At 32.9% G+C, this 19,912-nt stretch carries 18 protein-coding genes; 15 read left to right on the forward strand and 3 right to left on the reverse strand.

Features of this window, described 5'->3' with window-relative positions:
* The first annotated feature begins 180 nt into the window (after positions 1-180).
* The 4 genes from ACOSP6_RS11985 (at position 181) to ACOSP6_RS12000 (ending at position 3,640) form a co-directional block, all read left to right on the forward strand.
* A complete protein-coding gene (locus tag ACOSP6_RS11985; protein WP_422094662.1) occupies positions 181-516 on the forward strand; it encodes a hypothetical protein in 336 nt (111 codons plus the stop codon).
* Between the two features lie 276 nt (positions 517-792).
* On the forward strand, positions 793-1,698 hold the full coding sequence (locus ACOSP6_RS11990) for a hypothetical protein (protein WP_422094663.1): 906 nt from the start codon (positions 793-795) through the stop codon (positions 1,696-1,698).
* Between the two features lie 103 nt (positions 1,699-1,801).
* Positions 1,802-3,343: a glycine--tRNA ligase gene (locus ACOSP6_RS11995; protein WP_422094664.1), complete on the forward strand. Its 1,542-nt coding sequence runs from the start codon at positions 1,802-1,804 to the stop codon at positions 3,341-3,343.
* Between the two features lie 81 nt (positions 3,344-3,424).
* Positions 3,425-3,640, forward strand: a complete 216-nt coding sequence (locus ACOSP6_RS12000; RefSeq protein ID WP_422094665.1) for a hypothetical protein — start codon at positions 3,425-3,427, stop codon at positions 3,638-3,640.
* Positions 3,641-3,692: 52 nt separating this feature from the next.
* Here the strand turns inward: ACOSP6_RS12000 and ACOSP6_RS12005 are convergent, their stop codons facing one another.
* On the reverse strand, positions 3,693-5,351 hold the full coding sequence (locus ACOSP6_RS12005) for a G-D-S-L family lipolytic protein (protein WP_422094666.1): 1,659 nt from the start codon (positions 5,349-5,351) through the stop codon (positions 3,693-3,695).
* A gap of 12 nt (positions 5,352-5,363) precedes the next feature.
* Positions 5,364-8,213: a TonB-dependent receptor gene (locus tag ACOSP6_RS12010; protein WP_422094667.1), complete on the reverse strand. Its 2,850-nt coding sequence runs from the start codon at positions 8,211-8,213 to the stop codon at positions 5,364-5,366.
* Positions 8,214-8,395: 182 nt separating this feature from the next.
* Between ACOSP6_RS12010 and ACOSP6_RS12015 the strand changes: the two genes are divergently transcribed.
* Positions 8,396-9,328 carry a bifunctional riboflavin kinase/FAD synthetase gene (locus ACOSP6_RS12015; RefSeq protein WP_422094668.1) on the forward strand — a complete coding sequence of 311 codons (933 nt, stop codon included), beginning with the start codon at positions 8,396-8,398 and terminating at the stop codon, positions 9,326-9,328.
* 59 nt (positions 9,329-9,387) lie between these two features.
* Positions 9,388-10,662, forward strand: coding sequence for a serine--tRNA ligase (serS, locus tag ACOSP6_RS12020; protein ID WP_422094669.1), 1,275 nt, complete (start codon positions 9,388-9,390; stop codon positions 10,660-10,662).
* A gap of 65 nt (positions 10,663-10,727) precedes the next feature.
* Here the strand turns inward: serS and ACOSP6_RS12025 are convergent, their stop codons facing one another.
* Entirely contained in the window at positions 10,728-10,871 is a 144-nt protein-coding gene (locus tag ACOSP6_RS12025; RefSeq protein ID WP_422094670.1) for a hypothetical protein, read from the reverse strand.
* A 120-nt stretch (positions 10,872-10,991) separates the two neighbouring features.
* On the opposite strand from ACOSP6_RS12025, the gene ACOSP6_RS12030 reads away from it, so the two are divergent.
* From ACOSP6_RS12030 to ACOSP6_RS12070, 9 genes are all read left to right on the forward strand, one after another.
* A complete protein-coding gene (locus tag ACOSP6_RS12030; RefSeq protein WP_422094671.1) occupies positions 10,992-12,767 on the forward strand; it encodes a tetratricopeptide repeat protein in 1,776 nt (591 codons plus the stop codon).
* An 18-nt stretch (positions 12,768-12,785) separates the two neighbouring features.
* Positions 12,786-13,115 (forward strand): DUF4286 family protein, encoded by a 330-nt coding sequence (locus tag ACOSP6_RS12035; RefSeq protein ID WP_422094672.1) that lies wholly within the window; start codon positions 12,786-12,788, stop codon positions 13,113-13,115.
* Between the two features lie 2 nt (positions 13,116-13,117).
* Positions 13,118-13,846, forward strand: a complete 729-nt coding sequence (gene bla, locus ACOSP6_RS12040) for a subclass B1 metallo-beta-lactamase (protein ID WP_422094673.1) — start codon at positions 13,118-13,120, stop codon at positions 13,844-13,846.
* A gap of 17 nt (positions 13,847-13,863) precedes the next feature.
* Positions 13,864-14,688, forward strand: a complete 825-nt coding sequence (gene rsmA / locus ACOSP6_RS12045; protein WP_422094674.1) for a 16S rRNA (adenine(1518)-N(6)/adenine(1519)-N(6))-dimethyltransferase RsmA — start codon at positions 13,864-13,866, stop codon at positions 14,686-14,688.
* The gene (gene mgtE / locus ACOSP6_RS12050) at positions 14,657-16,006 is read left to right on the forward strand and encodes a magnesium transporter (RefSeq protein ID WP_422094675.1); all 1,350 of its coding nucleotides are present in this window, start codon (positions 14,657-14,659) and stop codon (positions 16,004-16,006) included. The genes rsmA and mgtE overlap by 32 nt, the downstream gene beginning before the upstream one ends.
* Positions 16,007-16,010: 4 nt before the next feature.
* Positions 16,011-16,565: a Crp/Fnr family transcriptional regulator gene (locus ACOSP6_RS12055; protein ID WP_422094676.1), complete on the forward strand. Its 555-nt coding sequence runs from the start codon at positions 16,011-16,013 to the stop codon at positions 16,563-16,565.
* Between the two features lie 273 nt (positions 16,566-16,838).
* Positions 16,839-17,600 (forward strand): SDR family oxidoreductase, encoded by a 762-nt coding sequence (locus ACOSP6_RS12060; RefSeq protein ID WP_422094677.1) that lies wholly within the window; start codon positions 16,839-16,841, stop codon positions 17,598-17,600.
* 11 nt (positions 17,601-17,611) lie between these two features.
* A complete protein-coding gene (locus tag ACOSP6_RS12065; RefSeq protein WP_422094678.1) occupies positions 17,612-18,835 on the forward strand; it encodes an acyl-CoA dehydrogenase family protein in 1,224 nt (407 codons plus the stop codon).
* Entirely contained in the window at positions 18,835-19,902 is a 1,068-nt protein-coding gene (locus ACOSP6_RS12070) for a phosphotransferase family protein (RefSeq protein ID WP_422094679.1), read from the forward strand. Before ACOSP6_RS12065 ends, ACOSP6_RS12070 begins: the two co-directional genes overlap by 1 nt.
* Positions 19,903-19,912: the final 10 nt, after the last annotated feature.

Here is a 19,912-nt window from a genome sequence, read left to right on the forward strand (position 1 = left end):
AACAGTTCAAATTACATGCAACCATTCGCTCTTATATAATAATCCAAACCTAAGAAGCCCCCATCAATGTTAATAACTCTAGCTTCTTAGGTTTCTTTAAATAACTTAAAAATGAAAACCTCCTATTTCATTTTGTTTAGTCTTTTTATAGCTTCAAGTTGTCAAAACGATTTGAAAGTTATGAGTGCTAAAAGAAAAATTATATACTCTGACGTAAAAACACACAAACCATGTGTTAAATTTAGTATTGCTCTACAGGCAACAAAAAAAATTAATATTGATAGTGTAACAGTAATTGACAACAATACATGCTTTAAACTTGATAGTATTCATAGCTCTTCAAAAAATTTAACCTTTTTAAGACAATACTCTATTGAAGCGTTTTTTAAAGGAAACGAAGAAAAAACTCCAAATTGCAATTCTTCGAAAAACGGAATGCTTTCTATATTTTATTCCTCTTTAAATAAGCAAAATGTTCTTGAAATCGCATCTTTCATGAATCATAACAAAAAATAAAAAATCAATATATCACTCGATTTATTGCTAAATATTGAAAAACTGCAGAGATATTATTATAATAATTTTCTTATCAATAAGTTATTAGTAAAAACAACTTGATTTGTATATTCTTTTAAGTTTTTATTAACTATTGTAATAATATATTATCTTTGGAAACCAATTTTTTGATTAAATTCAAAAAAATGTAGCTTAAGTTATTAAGCTTTCCCCCTGCTCTAATATGAATTATTAGTTAAAGTACGTGTAAAGTTAAACCCCAATATTAGCAATATAATGAGCTCTAAAATTACCATTAAACCCAGCGGTTTTAAATACTTAATTGCGGCATTGGTCATATTATTGATTGTTTATTCCTTTAAATTAAATAGTGATTATCAAAAACTTGAAGATGCATTCTCTGAACAAAAAATAGAACTTCAAGCAGAATTAGATGAAATAATCGAGGATTATAAAAATGTAAATGTTAAGAATAAGGACTTATCGCAACGCTTAGTAAAAGAGATAAATAAAATAATTTTACTAAGAGATTCTATCAAAAACCTTGAGAAATCTAACTATAATTTAATTGTAAAATACTCTAGAAAAATCGTTAAACTGGAGCGTGAAAACAGACGATTATTTATTCAAGTAGACTCATTAAACAAACAAAATTATGAATTGCTTCAAGAAAATATTGTTGTAAAACAACAATTGGATGAAAATGAGGAATCTCAAAAAAATCTAAGACGTAAAAACATCACACTCCAAAAAAGACAAGCTCAATTAAAAGCTAAGGTCGATATCGCTGGTATAATTAAAGTTAGCAACATAGTTGCTGAAGCGATGAAAGAACGTAGTAGCGGAAAATTAACAAGTACTTCTAGATCTAGAAGAACAGATGCTTTTAGAGTTAAATTCGATTTATTAGCAAATCCCGTAACGAGTCCGGGGAAAAAAGAAATACTAATTCAGATTTTAGATGAGGAGAAAAAAGTTGTCGCCTCTAAAGGAAATAAAGACATTAAAGACGGTTCAAATGTTTTCTATAGCGACAATATGTTTGCTAACTATGATAATAATAGACTAGGAGTTGTGTCTTTAATTCTAGTTAATCGCGATGATATTAAAAAAGGTACTTATACTGTGAACGCATATGTCGACGGAGTATTTTCAGCGAGAACTCAGTTAAAACTAAGATAAAATTCGCAAAAAACACATCAATAAAAAGTGAAGAATGTAATTTCTTCACTTTTTTGTTTTTAGACTACAATAAATTCAAACCATATTATATTTTTGCAGTATTATGGCAAAACAAGAAGATCAATTTAAAAAGGTTATTTCACACGCTAAAGAGTACGGTTATATTTTTCAATCATCTGAAATATATGATGGGCTTAGTGCTGTTTATGATTACGCTCAAAATGGAGTTGAGTTAAAAAAGAATATTAGAGATTATTGGTGGAAAGCAATGGTACAAATGAACGAAAACATCGTTGGTATTGATGCCGCTATTTTAATGCACCCGACAACTTGGCAAGCTTCAGGTCACGTTGATGCATTTAATGATCCATTAATTGATAATAAAGATTCTAAGAAAAGATATAGAGCGGATGTTTTGGTTGAAGATTTTAGAGAAAAAATCAATGAAAAAATCATCAAAGATATAACGAAAGCTAAAAAACGTTTTGGAGATGATTTCGATGAAAACGAATTTAGATCGACAAACCCTAACGTTCTTCGCCGCCAAAAGCAGATCGATGAAATTACTGTTGAATTAACGAGAGTTCAAGAAGAAAATGATCTAGTTGGTTTTAAACAACTAATTGAAGATTTAGGAATTGTATGTCCTGTTTCAGGGTCAAAAAATTGGACCGAAGTTAAACAGTTTAACTTAATGTTTGGAACTCAATTAGGTGCTTCTGCCGATAGTTCTACAAAAGTATATTTACGTCCTGAAACAGCTCAAGGTATTTTTGTAAACTTCTTAAATGTGCAAAAAACAGGAAGAATGAAAATTCCTTTCGGAATCGCACAAACAGGAAAAGCCTTTAGAAATGAAATTGTAGCCAGACAATTCATTTTCAGAATGCGTGAGTTTGAACAAATGGAAATGCAATTCTTTATTAAACCAGGAACCCAACAAGAATGGTATAAACACTGGAAAGAAGCTCGTTTAAAATGGCATTTATCGTTAGGTTTAGGAGAAGACAATTACCGTTTTCACGATCATGAAAAATTAGCCCATTATGCTGATGCTGCTGCTGATATTGAGTTTAAATTCCCATTCGGATTCAAAGAATTAGAAGGAATTCACTCTCGTACAGATTTTGATTTAAAAGCTCACGAAGAGTACTCAGGAAAGAAATTACAATATTTCGATCATGAGGAGAATAAAAGTTATGTCCCATATGTACTAGAAACATCAATTGGTTTAGACCGTATGTTCTTAGCTGTTTTCTCAAACTCATTACAAGAAGAAGAACTTGAAAACGGAACTACGAGAACTGTATTAAAATTACCAGCAGTATTAGCACCAACTAAAGCCGCAGTTTTACCTTTAGTGAAAAAAGATGGTCTTCCTGAAATCGCACGTAAGATTATTGATGATTTAAAATGGGATTTTAGTGTAGCTTATGATGAAAAGGACGCAGTAGGAAGAAGATATCGAAGACAAGACGCAGCAGGAACTCCTTTCTGTATTACTGTAGATCATGATACATTAGAGGATAATACAGTTACTATTCGTCATAGAGATACGATGGAGCAAAAACGTGTCAAAATAGACGATTTAAGAGATATTATTAAGCAAGAGGTTGATATGCGTGCTTGGTTAATGAAAATGTAAAAAAACACTCTTTAAATAAACTTATAAATCCTGTTAGTAATCTATTAACAGGATTTATATTTTTGTGACAAATAATAAGAAATGAAGAATTTACTAAAAATATTATTTATCATCTTTCTAATCTGGATGATTGTTGGAATATATCTTTTAAACACACAACATGAAAAAGCTCAGATAGTAATGGGACTGGGAGTTATGTACATGTCATTCATTTTAATGCCTATCTTTATATATGATAGGTATAGAGATGGAAAGTATAAAAAATATATTATTGAAAATAAAAAGGAAGAAAAATAAAAAGGTTGGGAATTACCCCAACCTTTTCACATTATGATATTATTAAAACTATCTACCTCAACATTGGTGAATAGTTTGTTGGTAAATCATTTGGATTAGCTAACCCATCCGTAGCTAATGTAAAGTTACTTCCATAAGTAGCATCAGTTGCTTTTAAAAACTCGTTAGCCATTAATCCGTAACCTCTAGCAGTTAAGTGAACTCCATCTAAACTCACTAATCCACCTGTAACTAAGTTGGTAGTCATAGTAAAATCTCCAAAGTTTAATCCACTAGTAGCAGCCTCTTGTAAAATAGCATTGAAATCAACAAAAGCTAAACCTTTACTATCGGCAGCAGCTTTAATCGTAACATTATAGGCATCAGTCGCTACTTTAATATTGTTTTGCTCTTGAGGTGTTAACACCCATTTATCTGCTAAAGGTAATGTAATACCATTTGCAGAAAACTGTCCAGCTAACGTTGCAGGTAATAATCCACCACTCTGCGCAACTAAAGCAGCAGCAGCATCTGTATCGACAGTACCAATTACTGCACTACTAGTTAAAACAAATAAGTCATTTTCTGTAGCCGATCTTGCCTTTCCGTATTGTTGTCCTAATAATTGAGCAACTAATGGCGCAGCAGCAGCCGGTAAACCTAATGACTGAACAAAAGGCACAAATGTTGGACTAGCACCTAAAGTAGCAGTAATAGCCGCAGACAAGTCCGTAGCATCTTCATCATAAATAACCATTGCGTTTGGTCCGTCTGTCGAGAAAACTATCGATCTTTCAGGTTGCCCTGCTCCAGCGTAAATTTGATTAATCGCTCCAAAAACATTATTTAATAACGGAATTTGTCCAGCTAACTCAGCATTTGTTGTTGGGTCTAATGGATTGTAAGGAACCGTTGTAAAGTGCGCTAAAGATGTAATGTAAGGAATATTACCTACCACTCCTTTTGCTCCATTTGACGTTAAAGTCTCAACCATCCCATCAAATATTTGTTTGAAAAGACCTGGATCTGTAATATCCGCAGACCCATAAGAACCAGCATTAGGATTTCCAGTTTGATCTACACCAGCTCCACCACCTAAGGCATACCCTAAAACATCATTTCCTCCAATTTCAGAAAGCGTGAAGAATGTAGGAGCATTTGCAACTGCATCTCCTAAAACTGTAGCAGTTTCACTTGAAGAAATTCTAGCGAAATAAGGATTAGCTTGACCTAATGGAACAGCATTTACACTACCATAACCAGCGGCAACAAAATGATAACTCTTTGCTCCTGGAATACCGTAGTTATTTAAATTACTTGGTAATTTTGTAGTTACCTCAGTCGTAGGAACCGCTCCTAATGTAGCTAATGATGCTGGTCCGCTTCCGTTAAAGAATAATCTTGGACCTTGAATCATAGTTCCACCAAATAATAATCCTCCAACATTATCATTCATTAATGGTTGAACAAAATCTCCACCACCTGCTAATTGAAACTTTTTACTAATAATATTTGGGAAAGAATTTTCCTGTGCAGCGATAAATAATGCATTATCAGTAAATCCAGCACTAAACGAAGCACCTACCGCAACATAATTTGATAAATCTAATCCGGTAGCATCAACTTGTACAACAGGAGCTTCAACTTCAGGAATAGCCTCTAATTCATTATTTATATCACATGCTGTTAACCACAATAAAGCAATTGGTAACCAGCTATATTTAAATTTCATTTTTTTCATCTTTTAGTTATTAATTGTCCAAGAAATATAGTATTGAGAACCAATAGCACCAACTCCAGGAGCACTGAAGTATTCTTGACCTGTTAAGTTAGCTCCTCCAATTTTAAATACAGATTTAATCGAAGGAATCTTATAGTTCATTTGAGCATCTATAACCGTTCTGGCATCAATTACAGCATCGTGGAAAGTAGATTCCCATAAGTAATCATCTTGCCATCTTACATTAACATTGAAACCAAAGTTTTCGAAAAGATTTGTGTGTCCGAATTGAAACTTAACTTTATGCTCTGGCGTATTGAAACCAGCCTCAAAATCAGGATCAGAAGCTTGATCAAAATCAAATTTAGACCATGTATAGTTTAAACCAACATTGAAACCATTAAATACCTTAGTGTTTAATCCGATTGTTGTACCATAAGAACTAATGTCTGCACTAGAGTTTGTATATGCATTAAATGTAGTAAAATCTCCATTTGCTAAAGCTGCTAATGCAACTGGAACCTGAGATCCTCCAGGACCAATTGGAGCAGTATCAGATAAGTCTGCTTGCCCATATAACGGAGCTACAACTACCTCATTTGCAATGAAATCTTGGTAATCATTGTAGTAAACACTTAAGTCTACACTTAATTTATTATCTCCAGTTGGAATTGCACCCCGGTATCCAACTTCATAAGCAGTAACCTTTTCTGGCTTTACTAAACCAACATCTGCTTTTACTGGTGCAGCAACATTTCCAGCCACAAAGTCCTGAACTGAAGTTGAAGAGAATGCATTTTCATAAGCTGATCTACCCGATAAAGATACAGAAGCAGCACCTGCTAAAGCAGCACCATTACCACTTAATGCAATGTTTGGTGTATTATATCTATCTAAGTTATCAGGAGCAGAACCTACTAAGAATGCTCTACCTACATCTAAACCAATATATTGATCTTGAGTAGTTGGGTTTCTAAAACCTGTTTGGAAAGAAGCTCTAAAGTTATGGTTTTTAGTCTCTCCTGCAGCATATGCTAAAGATACTCTTGGTGAGAAGTTTCCATCAAAATTTTGAGCCTTATCATAACGAACAGATCCAGTAAACTTTAATCTGTCATCTAAAAACTTCTTTTGCATTTGAGTATATATACCAAACTCGTCATAATCGATCGGCCCATCAAAATCAGTATAAATTGTTCCTCTAGAACGTAAAGAATACTCTCTGTATGATCCACCAACTTGGAATTCAGCAAAATCGATGTAAGGACTTAAATTTAAGTTTGCATCAACGTGACGAATTTGAGATTGATCTTGGAATTTAGATCCAGTACTTAAATCTGGGTCATTGATAACTTGATTAAAAGCATTTTGGAATTCAGCAGTACCAGGAACTAGTGCTCCTTGTTGAGCAGTCGTACGAGCTATGTTGTGTGCAGCATCATTGGTAGCACCGCCTAAAACAGCTCCTAAATAACCTCCAACGTACTCTCCAAACCAAGTTTGATCATCTTTCCAACTTCTGTTTAAGTTAATCGCAGTAAATCTTGAGTCATAAGAATTACCAGCGTCTTCAGCTGTCATATAACCTCTTACGAAGAAATACTTTCCTCTGAATTCTAATTTGTGTTGCTCCATAAAGAAGTCCTTAATGTAGTAACGGTTAGCTCCCTGATAGATAGTATTACCTCTACCAAATTTAGAATTCCAGATAATTTCTAAACGATCGTTACCCCAAGGACGATAGTGCATAGAAGCTCCAAATTTCATACTTCTTGCATCATAATCCATTAAATCTCTTTCAGCATATCCATTTCTACTTACGTTCACACTAGGAACTAAAGCAGAAGCACCTGAAGGAATTAATCCTAATCCTTCTAAAACCTGAGCTACACCTCTAATATTTGTAGAAACCTCATCACCATAAATGTTTAATCCATCATAGTTAATATCAGAATCTCTAGTACCAGCAGCATATTCTCCATTGAATGTGTTTCTATCATCAGTAGCGAACCATTCAGTACCTTTTAAATAAGATAAAGTCGCTTTTGCAGCAAAGTAATCATCAAAAGTATGAGCCATACGAATACTAGTATCGTAAAACTCGTTGCTTCCAGCAGCCTCTTGATTTGTTAAACCTGTTTTAAAAACAAAGCTTACTCCTTGATCATTAAAAGGATTTTTACTTCTCATAAACATAATACCGTTAAATGCATTTGCCCCATATAAAGCAGAAGATGCACCAGGAAGTAATTCTACACTCTTCACATCTAACTCAGATAAACCTAATAAGTTTCCTAATGCGAAGTTTAATGCAGGTGAAGAATTATCCATTCCATCAACTAACTGCATAAAACGTGTATTTGCAAAAGTTGCAAAACCTCTTGTGTTTACAGACTTAAAGGTTAAACTGTTTGTGTTAATGTCAACCCCTTTTAAATTTTCTAACCCATCATAAAAAGACGGAGCAGAAGTGTTCTTGATAGCTCTAGAATCAAACCTTTCGATAGTTACGGGAGATTCCATAACTCGTTCTGGTGTTCTAGATGCTGAAATTACAACTTCATCTAAAGCAGTAGCGTTCTCTTTAAGAGCCACTTCTACAACTTGATTATTTTTAGTAATTTCTACAGTTACAGTTTGATACCCTAACGAAGAAATTTCGATTGTAAAAGGTGGTGTATCCGTAACAGTTAGTGTAAATTTTCCGTCGAAGTCAGTATTTGTACCAACAGACTTTCTAGAAACTTTAATGTCGGCCCCAGGTAAAGGACCTCCAAGTGTCGCATCGTTTACTGTTCCTGTAACAGTAGTTTGCCCCATCATTAATGAGCTACAAAACAGTGTAAACGCAGCCAATAATAACTTTTTTATCATAATGTAAATAATTTGTTAACTATATCGCAAAATACAATTTTTTTTCATTCATAAAATATTTTGTCAGTTTTTATTACTATTCACACATTAAACACACCTTTTTTTTATGATTATCACATTTTATGTTCTATAATATATTTTTGATAATTTAACTTGTAAATTTGCCTAAAAATTAATTCAATTTGGAGACAGTCCATTCAATTTTTGACTTTACACCTACTCATGAAACGTATGTAACTATTGGTACATTTGACGGTGTTCATATTGGTCATCAGAAAATTGTAAAAGATTTGGTGAAACAAGCATCTGATAATAATAAAAAATCAGCCTTACTTACATTTTTCCCTCATCCTAGAATGGTATTACAAAAAGATGCGTCGATTGAGTTAATTAATACCATTGATGAACGCATTAATCTTCTAGAAAAAACAGGATTAGATTATTTAATAATCCACCCTTTTAGCAGAGAGTTTTCAAGATTATCAGCTATGGATTTCGTAAGAGATATTCTGGTAAATCAACTTAGAGTTTCAAAACTAATTATAGGATATGACCATCATTTTGGAAAAAACCGAGAAGGCAATATCGAACAACTTACGGAGTATTCCTATATATACAATTTCAAAGTACAAGAAATCCCTGCTCAAGATATAGATTCAGTTGCTGTAAGTTCAACCAAAATAAGGAGAGCTCTTAAAGAGGGTGCATTAAAAACCGCTAATAACTATTTAGGTTATAATTTTACCTTGAAAGGAAAAGTAGTAGATGGGAAAAAAATTGGAAAAAAAATTGGCTTTCCTACCGCGAATATTGCAGTTGAAGAAAATTATAAATTAATTCCTAAGGCGGGAGTTTATGTTGTGAAATCTACAATTGATAATAATGTTTACTATGGAATGATGAACATTGGAAACAGGCCCACTTTAAACGGAAATCATCAAACTATTGAAGTTAATTATTTTGACTTCTCTCAAGATTTATATGGTAAATCACTTGTTATTGAACTTTTATATTTTCTAAGAGAAGAACAAAAATTTGATTCTTTGTATATTCTTACCGAACAAATAAAACAAGACAAAAAAGACTCATTAGAATACATTCGTAATAATATATAAATACACGTTGTTTAAGTGTAGCGCTTATTTTATCTTTGTCGCTTAAATTTTTAAACATCATGTTACAAGTTCAATTTATTCGAGAAAACAAACAAACTGTTTTGGACGGATTAGCAAAAAGAAATTTTGCCAATGCTGAAGAAATACTTGATCAAGTATTAGAAGCCGATGAAACTAGAAGGTCTACTCAAGTTTCATTAGATGAAACACTTGCAGAATCGAATAAATTATCCAAGGAAATTGGAGGCTTATTTAAATCTGGTGAAGTTCAAAAAGCAAACATCTTAAAAGAAAAAACTGGGCAATTAAAGGATAAGTCAAAAGCTTTAACTGAAGAGTTACATGCTGTAACCGATAAATTACAAGAGCTTTTGTACCAAATCCCTAATGTTCCGCATACTTCTGTTCCAGCTGGAGCAAACGAAGACGATAACGAAGAAGTTTTTAGAGAGGGAACAATTCCTGATTTAGGTGAAAAAGCCTTGCCTCACTGGGAGCTAGTTAAAAAATATGATATTATTGATTTTGATTTAGGCGCAAAAATTACTGGTGCTGGTTTTCCTGTTTATAAAGGAAAAGGTGCTCGTTTACAACGTGCTTTAATTAACTATTTTTTAGATAAGAACATTGCTGCTGGTTATAAAGAAGTTCAGGTTCCTCATCTAGTAAATGAAGCATCTGGTTTTGGAACAGGACAATTGCCAGATAAAGAAGGTCAAATGTATCATGTTACAGGTGATGACTTATATTTAATTCCGACTGCTGAAGTACCAGTTACTAATTTATTCCGTGGAGATTTGTTAAAAGGAGATGAATTACCAATTGCCTTAACAGGATACACGCCATGTTTTAGAAGAGAAGCAGGAAGTTATGGAGCTCATGTACGTGGATTAAATCGTTTACACCAATTCGATAAAGTTGAAATCGTTCGTATAGAACATCCTGATAATTCTTATGATGCATTAAACGGAATGGTTGAACATATCAAAGGAATTTTAAGGGAGTTAAAATTACCATATCGAATTTTACGTTTATGCGGAGGAGATACAGGATTTACCTCAGCCTTAACTTTTGACTTTGAATTGTATTCAACAGCTCAAGAAAGGTGGTTAGAAATTAGCTCTGCATCAAACTTTGAAACGTTTCAGGCGAATCGCTTAAAATTACGTTTTAAAAACAGTGAAGGTAAAAACCAATTAGCACATACTTTAAACGGAAGTTCTTTAGCTTTACCACGTGTGCTAGCAGGTATTATAGAAAATTATCAAACCGAAGAGGGAATAAAAATACCTGAGGTATTAATCCCTTATTGTGGTTTTGATATTATAAATTAAAAGTTTTAAAAGTCAGTAATCAGTGCGCGCCGCTGGTTACTGGATTTCTTCAAACAATGTATATATTAATTGGCAGCAATAGCAACCATTAATCTCTTATATTTATTCATTTCAAGCAAAGCTTCAAAATACTGTGTTATTTGACCGTTTTTCATAAACTCCTTTGCTTTCTTACTTGACAGTTCGTATTGTTTCGTTACGTTTTTCATAATAAATTTGTATTAGTTTCTATGTATAAGACAAATTCCGTGCCAAAACATTACACTAATCTCAAAAAAAAGCATCACTTTTAATTAAAATTTAACATTTAACTTCCTTATTTTTGGTTGATGAGATTTCGAATAATTTTCTTAATACTGCTGATTATTAGCACTTTTTCCCAAGCACAGTCCAGTACTTTTGCCTTAGCAGAGAATTATTTTAGAAATAGTGAGTATGAGAAAGCCACTCAACTTTATAAAGATTTAGTCAATAGAAGTCCTTATAATACTACTTATTTACAAAGACTAATTAGTTGTTATCAAGAAACGAATCAATTTGAGTCTTCAAAAAAATTACTTGAAGAAAAAATTCGAAGAAAACCAAAACTTACTTTTTTAAACGTAATGCTTGGTTATAATTATGAAAGACAACAAAGCACCAAAGAAGCACAACGATTTTATAAAAAGGCATTAAATTCCATCTCAAAAGAACCGGGTTATGGTGGAACTATTGCGCGTCTATTTCAAGATTATAATAAATTAGACTTAGCTATAAAAGCCTATAAAGAAACATCAACTTTTAATCCGAACGCACATTACGAATTCCAAATTGCTCAAATATATGGTGAAAAAGGTGATTTTGAATTTATGTTTAATGAATACGTAGACTATCTAGATAAAAACGATAATTATTTGAATATTGTTAAGCGATATTGTGCAAGATATATTTCTGATGATAGCGAAGATGAGAATAATATTCTATTCAAAAAGGCATTGTTAAGAAAATCAGCTAGCAATCCAAAAGATGTTTGGAATGATTTATTACGTTGGCTGTTCATTAAACAAAAAGACTATGGAAAAGCTCTAATTCAAAACAAAGCTCTCTATGCGAGAAATAATGATCGTTTGGTGAGTATATATCAGCTAGGAGAAATTGCTTTTGATAATGGAGACTATGATACCGCCAAAAAATGCTTTGATTTTACCATTGAAAAAACCAACTATCAAAGAGATAAGTTTAATGCCATTCGGATGAATTTGCAGATAGCTGTAAAACAAAATGATCCAGAAGTATCACAAAAGTTCAATGCTGTATTCAAAGAATTTGGTGTTAATAGTAATACATTTTCAATTCAAATTGCCTACGCAGATTACCTAACTTTTACTAAAAATCAACCTGAAGAAGCAAAAAAAGTACTTGAAACAGCTCTTCCTTTTTCACAAAGTAAATTTCAAAAAGCAAGGGTAAAGTTAAAACTGGCAGATGTTCACGTATATCAAAGTTTGTTTAATAAAGCATTGATATACTACTCTCAGGTTCAAACTCAATTTAAAAACCATGAATTAGGTCAACTAGCAAGATATAAAGTAGCTCAAACATCTTATTTTAAAAGCGATTTTAAATGGGCTAAGGCTCAGTTAAAAGTTTTAAAAGGATCTGCCACTCAATTAATAGCAAATGATGCAGCTGACCTATTTTTAATTATTTCTGATAACCAACCAAAAGATAGTGTTCCATCTGGCTTGAAAGAATATGCGAGAGCTGACTTATTAGCTTTTCAAAATAAAAATGCAGAATCACAATCAATTTTAAACGATATTTTAAGTACATACAAAGGTCAACCCATTGAAGATGAAGCCTTATTTAAACAAGCACATTTATTTGTTAAAATAGGGCAACATACAAAAGCTATAGAAAATTACAATGCAATTATTAACATTGACAAACAAGGGATTTTAGCGGATGATGCTTATTATTTAATGGCAGAATTGTATGCGAACGAGCTAAAAGATTTAGAAAAAGCAAAAGAGTACTATCAAAAAATTATTTTTGATTACCCATCTAGCATTTATTTGGTTGATGCTAGGAAGAAATTTAGAAAATTAAGAGGCGACTCTATTTAAATAGAATAAAACGAAAGAATGTATATATACAACGTAACGATTAATATTGATGAGAGTGTAGAAAAAGAATGGTTAACATGGATGCAATCTCATATCCCTGAAGTATTAGCTACTGGAAGGTTTATTAGCGCTAAAATGACTCAAGTTCTTGTAGAGGAAGAAATGGGTGGAGTTACCTACTCTGTTCAATACACAGCAAAAACTAGAGAAGATCTAGACAACTATTACAAGTACGACGCAGAAAAATTACGTTCTGATGGCATGAAACTTTTTGCAGATAAAATGGTTGCCTTTAGAACGGAATTAAAAGTTGTTGAAGAGTTTTTTCCTATAGTTGCGAGTAACTAAATATGAAAAAAATTGCTTTTCTGTTTTTAGTTCTACTATTAGGTTGTAAAGTTGAAGTAGAAAACTACAATTCTGATTCAATTAAAATCACAAAGATTTCTAAGCATGTTTGGCAACATACATCCTATTTAAAAACAGCATCTTTTGGTAACGTTCCTTGTAATGGAGCAATTATGGAGCACGATGGAAAAGCAATTATTTTTGATACCCCTGTTGGAAAGAAAGCCACAACTGAGTTAATTACTTGGATTCAATCTGAACTCAATTCAGAAATTATTGCAATTGTACCAACTCATTTTCACGTTGATTGTTTAGATACACTTGATGAATTTCACAAGGCTAATATAGAATCTTACGCTACTGAAAAAACCATCGAACTCGCAAAAAATAACAAATCTAGTATTCCTAAAAACGCATTCAATTCATTCAAAGAATTCCATTTAGGCAAAACCAAAGTGTATGTTTCATTTATGGGAGAAGGACACACAAAAGATAACGTGATTACCTATTTCCCTTTAGACAAAACATTATTTGGAGGATGCTTAGTTAAAAGTTTAAAAGCTCCTAAGGGTAATTTAGCGGATGCTAATATCAACGAATGGTCTAACACTATTCAAAAGATAAAGGAAACATTTCCTGACATAGAATTTGTGATTCCTGGACATGGAAAATCTGGAAATTCCGAATTATTAGATTATACGTACCAACTATTTAAAGAAAGCTCTATATAACTTCCTATCTTTGCAGTATGAGTGTACGTGCAAAGAAACATTTAGGTCAGCATTTTTTAACAGATGAAAATATTGCTAAAAAAATAGCAGATACATTAACTGAAACTGGTTATGAAAACGTTTTGGAAATTGGTCCAGGTATGGGTGTTTTAACCAAATATCTTTTAGAAAAAAAACCTAAAGTTACTGTCTTGGAACTCGACTCAGAATCCGTGACCTATTTACAAGAAACTTTTCCTGTTGAACACATTAAACTAGACACTTCTAAAGATAAATTCCAAATTATAGAAGGCGATTTTTTAAAACAAAATTTGCAACAGTTATTTAACGGAGAACCTTTAGCGATTATTGGAAATTTTCCCTACAATATATCAAGCCAAATAGTATTTAAAGCTATTGAAAATAGAGATATTGTTCCAGAGTTTTCCGGTATGTTTCAAAAAGAAGTTGCGCAACGAATTGCAGAAAAAAAAGGAAGTAAAGCGTATGGTATTATATCGGTTATAGCACAGGCTTTCTATGATGTTGAATATCTATTTACCGTTCCTCCTACTGTATTTAATCCACCTCCTAAAGTTGATTCAGGTGTAATGCGTATGATTCGTAAAGAGAATTATACTTTACCTGTTGATGAAAAATTATTTATAAGAGTTGTAAAAACTGCATTCAACCAAAGAAGAAAAATGCTTCGCAGCAGCTTAAAATCATTGAATCTTTCGAATAGCTTAAAAGAAGACCCTATATTTGCGATGCGTCCCGAACAATTATCGGTACAGGAATTTATAGAACTCACAGATAAAATTGCAAGTCATGGCGATAGAGATAACAACAGAACTTCTTGAAAATGTTTCTAATCTTATAGCAAATAAAAAAGATACTGACCTCTCTAATTTGTTTTTAGATGTTCACCATGCTGATATTGCTGAAGTTTTAGACGAACTTACTTTTCATGATGCAGTTTATATTATTCGTTTATTAGGAAGTGAAACAACATCTGAAGTTTTAATGGACGTTGATATAGATGTTCGTGAAAAAATTCTAGAACAATTGTCTGCTAAAGAGATTGCCGAAGAAATTGAAGAGCTTGATACTGATGATGCAGCCGATGTTATAGCTGAACTTCCTGAAGAGCGAAAAGAAGCAGTAATGCTACAAATCGAAGATGAAGAGCATGCTAAAGAAATTGTTGAGCTTCTACGTTTTGATGAAAATTCTGCTGGTGGACTAATGGCCAAAGAATTGGTAAAAGTGAATGAAAACTGGTCGGTATTAGGATGTGTTACTCGAATGCGAGAGCAAGCTACTGAAGTTACAAGAGTACATTCTATCTACGTAGTTGACGATAGTGGTAAATTAAAAGGTCGATTATCTTTAAAAGACTTATTAATGGCGTCAACTAAGTCGAAAATCGCAGATGTATATATCCCAAGAGTTGATTTTGTAAGTGTTCATGATAGCGCTGAAGAAGTTGCTAATAAAATGCGTAAATACGATTTAGAAGCTATTCCAGTAGTAGATGAACTAGGTATATTAGTTGGGCGAATTACCATTGATGACATTGTAGATGTTATTAAAGATGAAGCAGATAAGGATTATCAATTAGCGGCAGGTATTACCCAAGATGTAGAAGCAGATGATACTATTTTACAACTTACTCGAGCACGTTTACCTTGGTTATTCCTAGGGTTAATTGGTGGAATTGGCGCTTTCCTAATTATGGGTGGTTTTGAAGATTCTTTTAAAGAAAATGCTGTGCTATTTTTCTTTACTCCATTAATTGCTGCGATGGCGGGAAATGTTGGAGTACAATCTTCTGCAATTATTGTTCAAGGTTTGGCAAATGATGATGTTAAAGGAAGTATTAATAAACGCTTAATAAAAGAAATGCTATTAGCAGCTTTAAATGGTATGGCTTTAGCTATTGTATTATTCATTTTTATTTGGTTTTATAATAATGACTTACAAACTTCTTTTGCCGTTTCTGTCTCGTTGGTTGTAGTGATAATTGTAGCTGGGTTAATCGGAACTTTTATTCCGTTATTTTTAGATAAACGAGGAATTGATCCTGCAATTGCAACAGGGCCATTTATCACCACAAGCAATGATATTTTTGGTATTCTAATTTATTTTACCATTGCTAAACTAATTTTAGGAGTATAATTCTATGATTAGAATTGACGATTCTTTAATAACTCCAGAAGTAAAACAAACGCTTTTAGCAAACTCAGAACAATTCACTTTCCAAAAAAATGAAATCTTAGTTGATTCTGGAAAAATATGCAATTACCTCTTTATCATTGAAAAGGGAATGCTTCGTAGTTTTTACTATAACAAAAAAGGTAATGATGTCACCAATTGGTTTTCAAGTGAACAAATGATTATTACTGAAGCCTACAGTTTTTTCAAAAGGAAACCGAGTAATATAATTATAGAAGCTATTGAAGAAACATCCGTAAAAGCGATTTCTCATGACCAACTTGAAGCTATTTTAAGTCATTCAAAGGAAGTAGAACGCTTCATGCGACTTCTTGTAACCGAAATTATGCTAACCTTAGGTAAAAAAGTAATTTACTATCAAAACAAAACCGCCAAAGAACGTTACGACGATTTACTAAAAACCCATCCAGATATTTTCAAAAGAGCTAAACTAAGGCACATTGCAGGCTATTTAGGTCTTACACAACAAAGTTTGAGTAGAATTAGGTCTAAGTCTGAGTAATTACATTCACTAAAACGTCATTGCGAAAAAACGTAATAAAATGAAGTTTTTGCGGCAATCTCTATATTCTAGACCAAATTCAAGTTTATAAAAGAAAGATTACTTCACTCCGTAAACTACGTTCGTAATGACACATATTTATTAACTTTTAAGATAGTCTTCTGCTTTTTAAGTTCATTTCTATACTAATTACATTTCCTTTTTTAACATAGGTGAAAAAATAAGCCATTTCAATTCCTTATTTTTAGAGTACTCAACTTTAATTCAACTACTTTGAATCGAAAAAACATACTCATTACTGGAGCAAGCTCTGGTTTAGGGAAAGGAATGGCCATAGAATTTGCAAAACAAGGCTGCAATTTAGCACTATGTGCCAGACGTACAGAAAAGCTTGAAGCTCTTAAAGAAGAACTCCTTAAAATCAACAGTAATATCTCTGTTTTTATTCGGCCTTTAGATGTTACCAAGCAAGAAGATGTGTTTTCAGTTTTCAACAGTTTTCATGAAGATTTTAAAGCTCAAAACGGAACTTTAGATAGAGTTATCGTGAATGCAGGAATGGGTAAAGGAGCTTCTATTGGTAAAGGATTTGCGAATCAGAATATGCAGACTGCTGTTACCAATTTTTGTGGTGCCTTAAATCAAATGGAAGCTGCGATGGAAATTTTTCGAGCACAAAACTCTGGTCATTTGGTTGTAATCTCCTCTATGTCTGCTTTCAGAGGATATCCAAGAGCAATGTCAGTTTATGCTGCAACAAAAGCTGGTGTTAGAAGTTTAGCTGAAGGGATTAGAGCAGATGTTTTGAAAAAACCAATTAATGTTTCTACTATATTTCCTGGATACATTCAATCTGAAATGACAGATTCTATTGGTAAACCTCCACCGTTTATGATTCCTTTAGAAAAAGGTTCTAAGCTTTTAGTAAAAGCCATCAATAAAGAAAAAGCCAATGCTTTTGTTCCTTTTTGGCCTTGGCGCTTTTTCAAATTACTAATGCCGTTTTTCACATTAAAAATGTTGAGAAAATTTTAAGCTATATCATAATGAATTTCAGTCCTTCTCAAAAATCTAAAGACTATTTAAGTCGACTTAAAAAGTTCATGGATCAACATGTCTATCCAATAGAACATGAATTTACTCAATATTACAAACAACATAATTCTTCGGGAAACTGGAAAGAATGGACAGAACATCCAAAACTAGAACATTTAAAAAAACTTGCTAAAGAAGCTGGCTTATGGAATTTGTTTTTACCAGATAGCGAATTAGGGCAAGGGTTAAGTGTACTTGATTATGCACCACTAGCAGAAGAAATGGGACGTGTTTACAATGCTGCAGAAATTTTTAATTGTAATGCTCCAGATACAGGAAATATGGAAGTGCTGTATCATTTTGGTTCTGATGAACAGAAAAAAGAATGGTTACAACCTTTACTTGATGGAAAAATAAAATCTGTATTCTGCATGACAGAACCTGATGTAGCTTCTTCTGACGCAACGAATATAGAAACATCTATAATTAAAGATGGAGACGATATCGTAATCAATGGAAAGAAATGGTGGTCTACAGGATTAGGACATCCTATGACAAAATTGGCAATTGTATTGGGAAAAACCGATACCTCTCAAGAAAAACACAAGCAACATAGTATGGTGTTAGTTCCGTTGGATACGCCTGGAGTAGAAATAAAACGGATGCAAAATACATTTGGTGTTTATGATGCACCTGCAGGACATGGAGAAGTTCATTTTACCAACGTACGCGTTCCTAAAAAGAATTTAATCATAGATTTTGGAGCTGGTTTTGCTATCGCACAAGGAAGATTAGGACCAGGAAGAATTCATCATTGTATGCGTTGTATTGGCGCAGCTGAACGTGCTTTACAATTAGCCATAATTAGAAGTGGAACTAGACAAGCTTTCGGAAAACCTTTGGCTAAACTCGGCGGGAATTCTGAACAATTTGCTAAAGCCCGAATTGCTATAGATCAGGCTCGTTTACTAACGCATTATGCTGCTTGGAAAATTGATGAACATGGTGTAAAAAATAGTATGACTGAAATTTCTGCCATAAAAGTAGTTGCGCCAAACGTTTTACAAGAAGTTAGCGATATGGCTATGCAAATTCATGGAGGAGCTGGATTATCAGATGATTTTCCTCTAATTAATTTCTTTATACAAGCTAGAGCTTTACGATTAGCAGACGGACCGGATGAAGTTCATTTAAGAATGATTTCTAGACTTGAATTTAAAAAATACTTGAGCTAATGTCGAACACAATTAAAGATTTGGAAAAACAACAACGCTCAGGTGAGGAATTAGACCTTACTAGTTTGCTCCCATGGATTAAAAATCATATTCCAACTATAGATGATAATCCGACAATAACCCAATTCTCAGGAGGAGCTTCAAATTGGACATATCGCCTAAAGTTTAATCAACATGATATTATTCTTAGAAGAGCGCCACTTGGAAAAAAAGCTGCAGGAGCGCATGATATGCCAAGAGAATATTATCTGCAGCAAAAATTAAAACCGCATTATCCGTATGTTCCAGAAATGATTGCTGTTTGTGAAGATGAATCTGTATTAGGATCTACCTTTTATTTAATGGAACGATTGGAAGGAATTATTCTTAGAAAAAATCCACCTAAGGGCATTCATTGGGATGAAGATACAGTTAGGAAAATATGTTATTCTTTCTGGGATAAAATGATTCATTTACACAATGTAGATTATAAAAAAGAAGGATTGCAAGATTTAGGAAAAGGTGAAGGATATGTTGAACGTCAAATTCTAGGTTGGAATAAACGATATGTAAACGCTAAAACATGGAATGTTCCTTCAGGAAAAAAGGTAAGACAATGGTTAGAAAACAATATGCCGAAGGAAGAAAATCTTTGTATCATCCACAATGATTTTCGATTAGATAATGTTGTAATCGATCCGTCAGATCCAGAAAATATTCTAGGTGTTTTAGATTGGGAATTAGCTGCCATTGGCGATCCTATGATGGATTTAGGAAATAGCTTAGCCTATTGGGTACAAGAACAAGATGATTTCTTTGTGAAATCCATCCGACGACAACCAAGTAATATGCCTGGTATGCTAACTAGAGAAGAAATTATAGCATACTATTGTCAACAAACGGGAAGAACAATTGACGATTTCCGTTTTTATAGAGTTTACGGATTATTCCGACTAGCAGGAATTGTTCAACAAATCTACTTCAGATATTCAAAAGGCTATACAAAAAACAAAGCCTTCAAAAACTTTTGGTTAATCTCTATTTACTTAATCAAAACTTGTGAAAATATTATAAAACGTAAAAAGTAACTTCTAACAA

This window comes from Tenacibaculum sp. MEBiC06402 (genome assembly GCF_049239625.1).
Classification (GTDB): Bacteria; Bacteroidota; Bacteroidia; order Flavobacteriales; family Flavobacteriaceae; genus Polaribacter.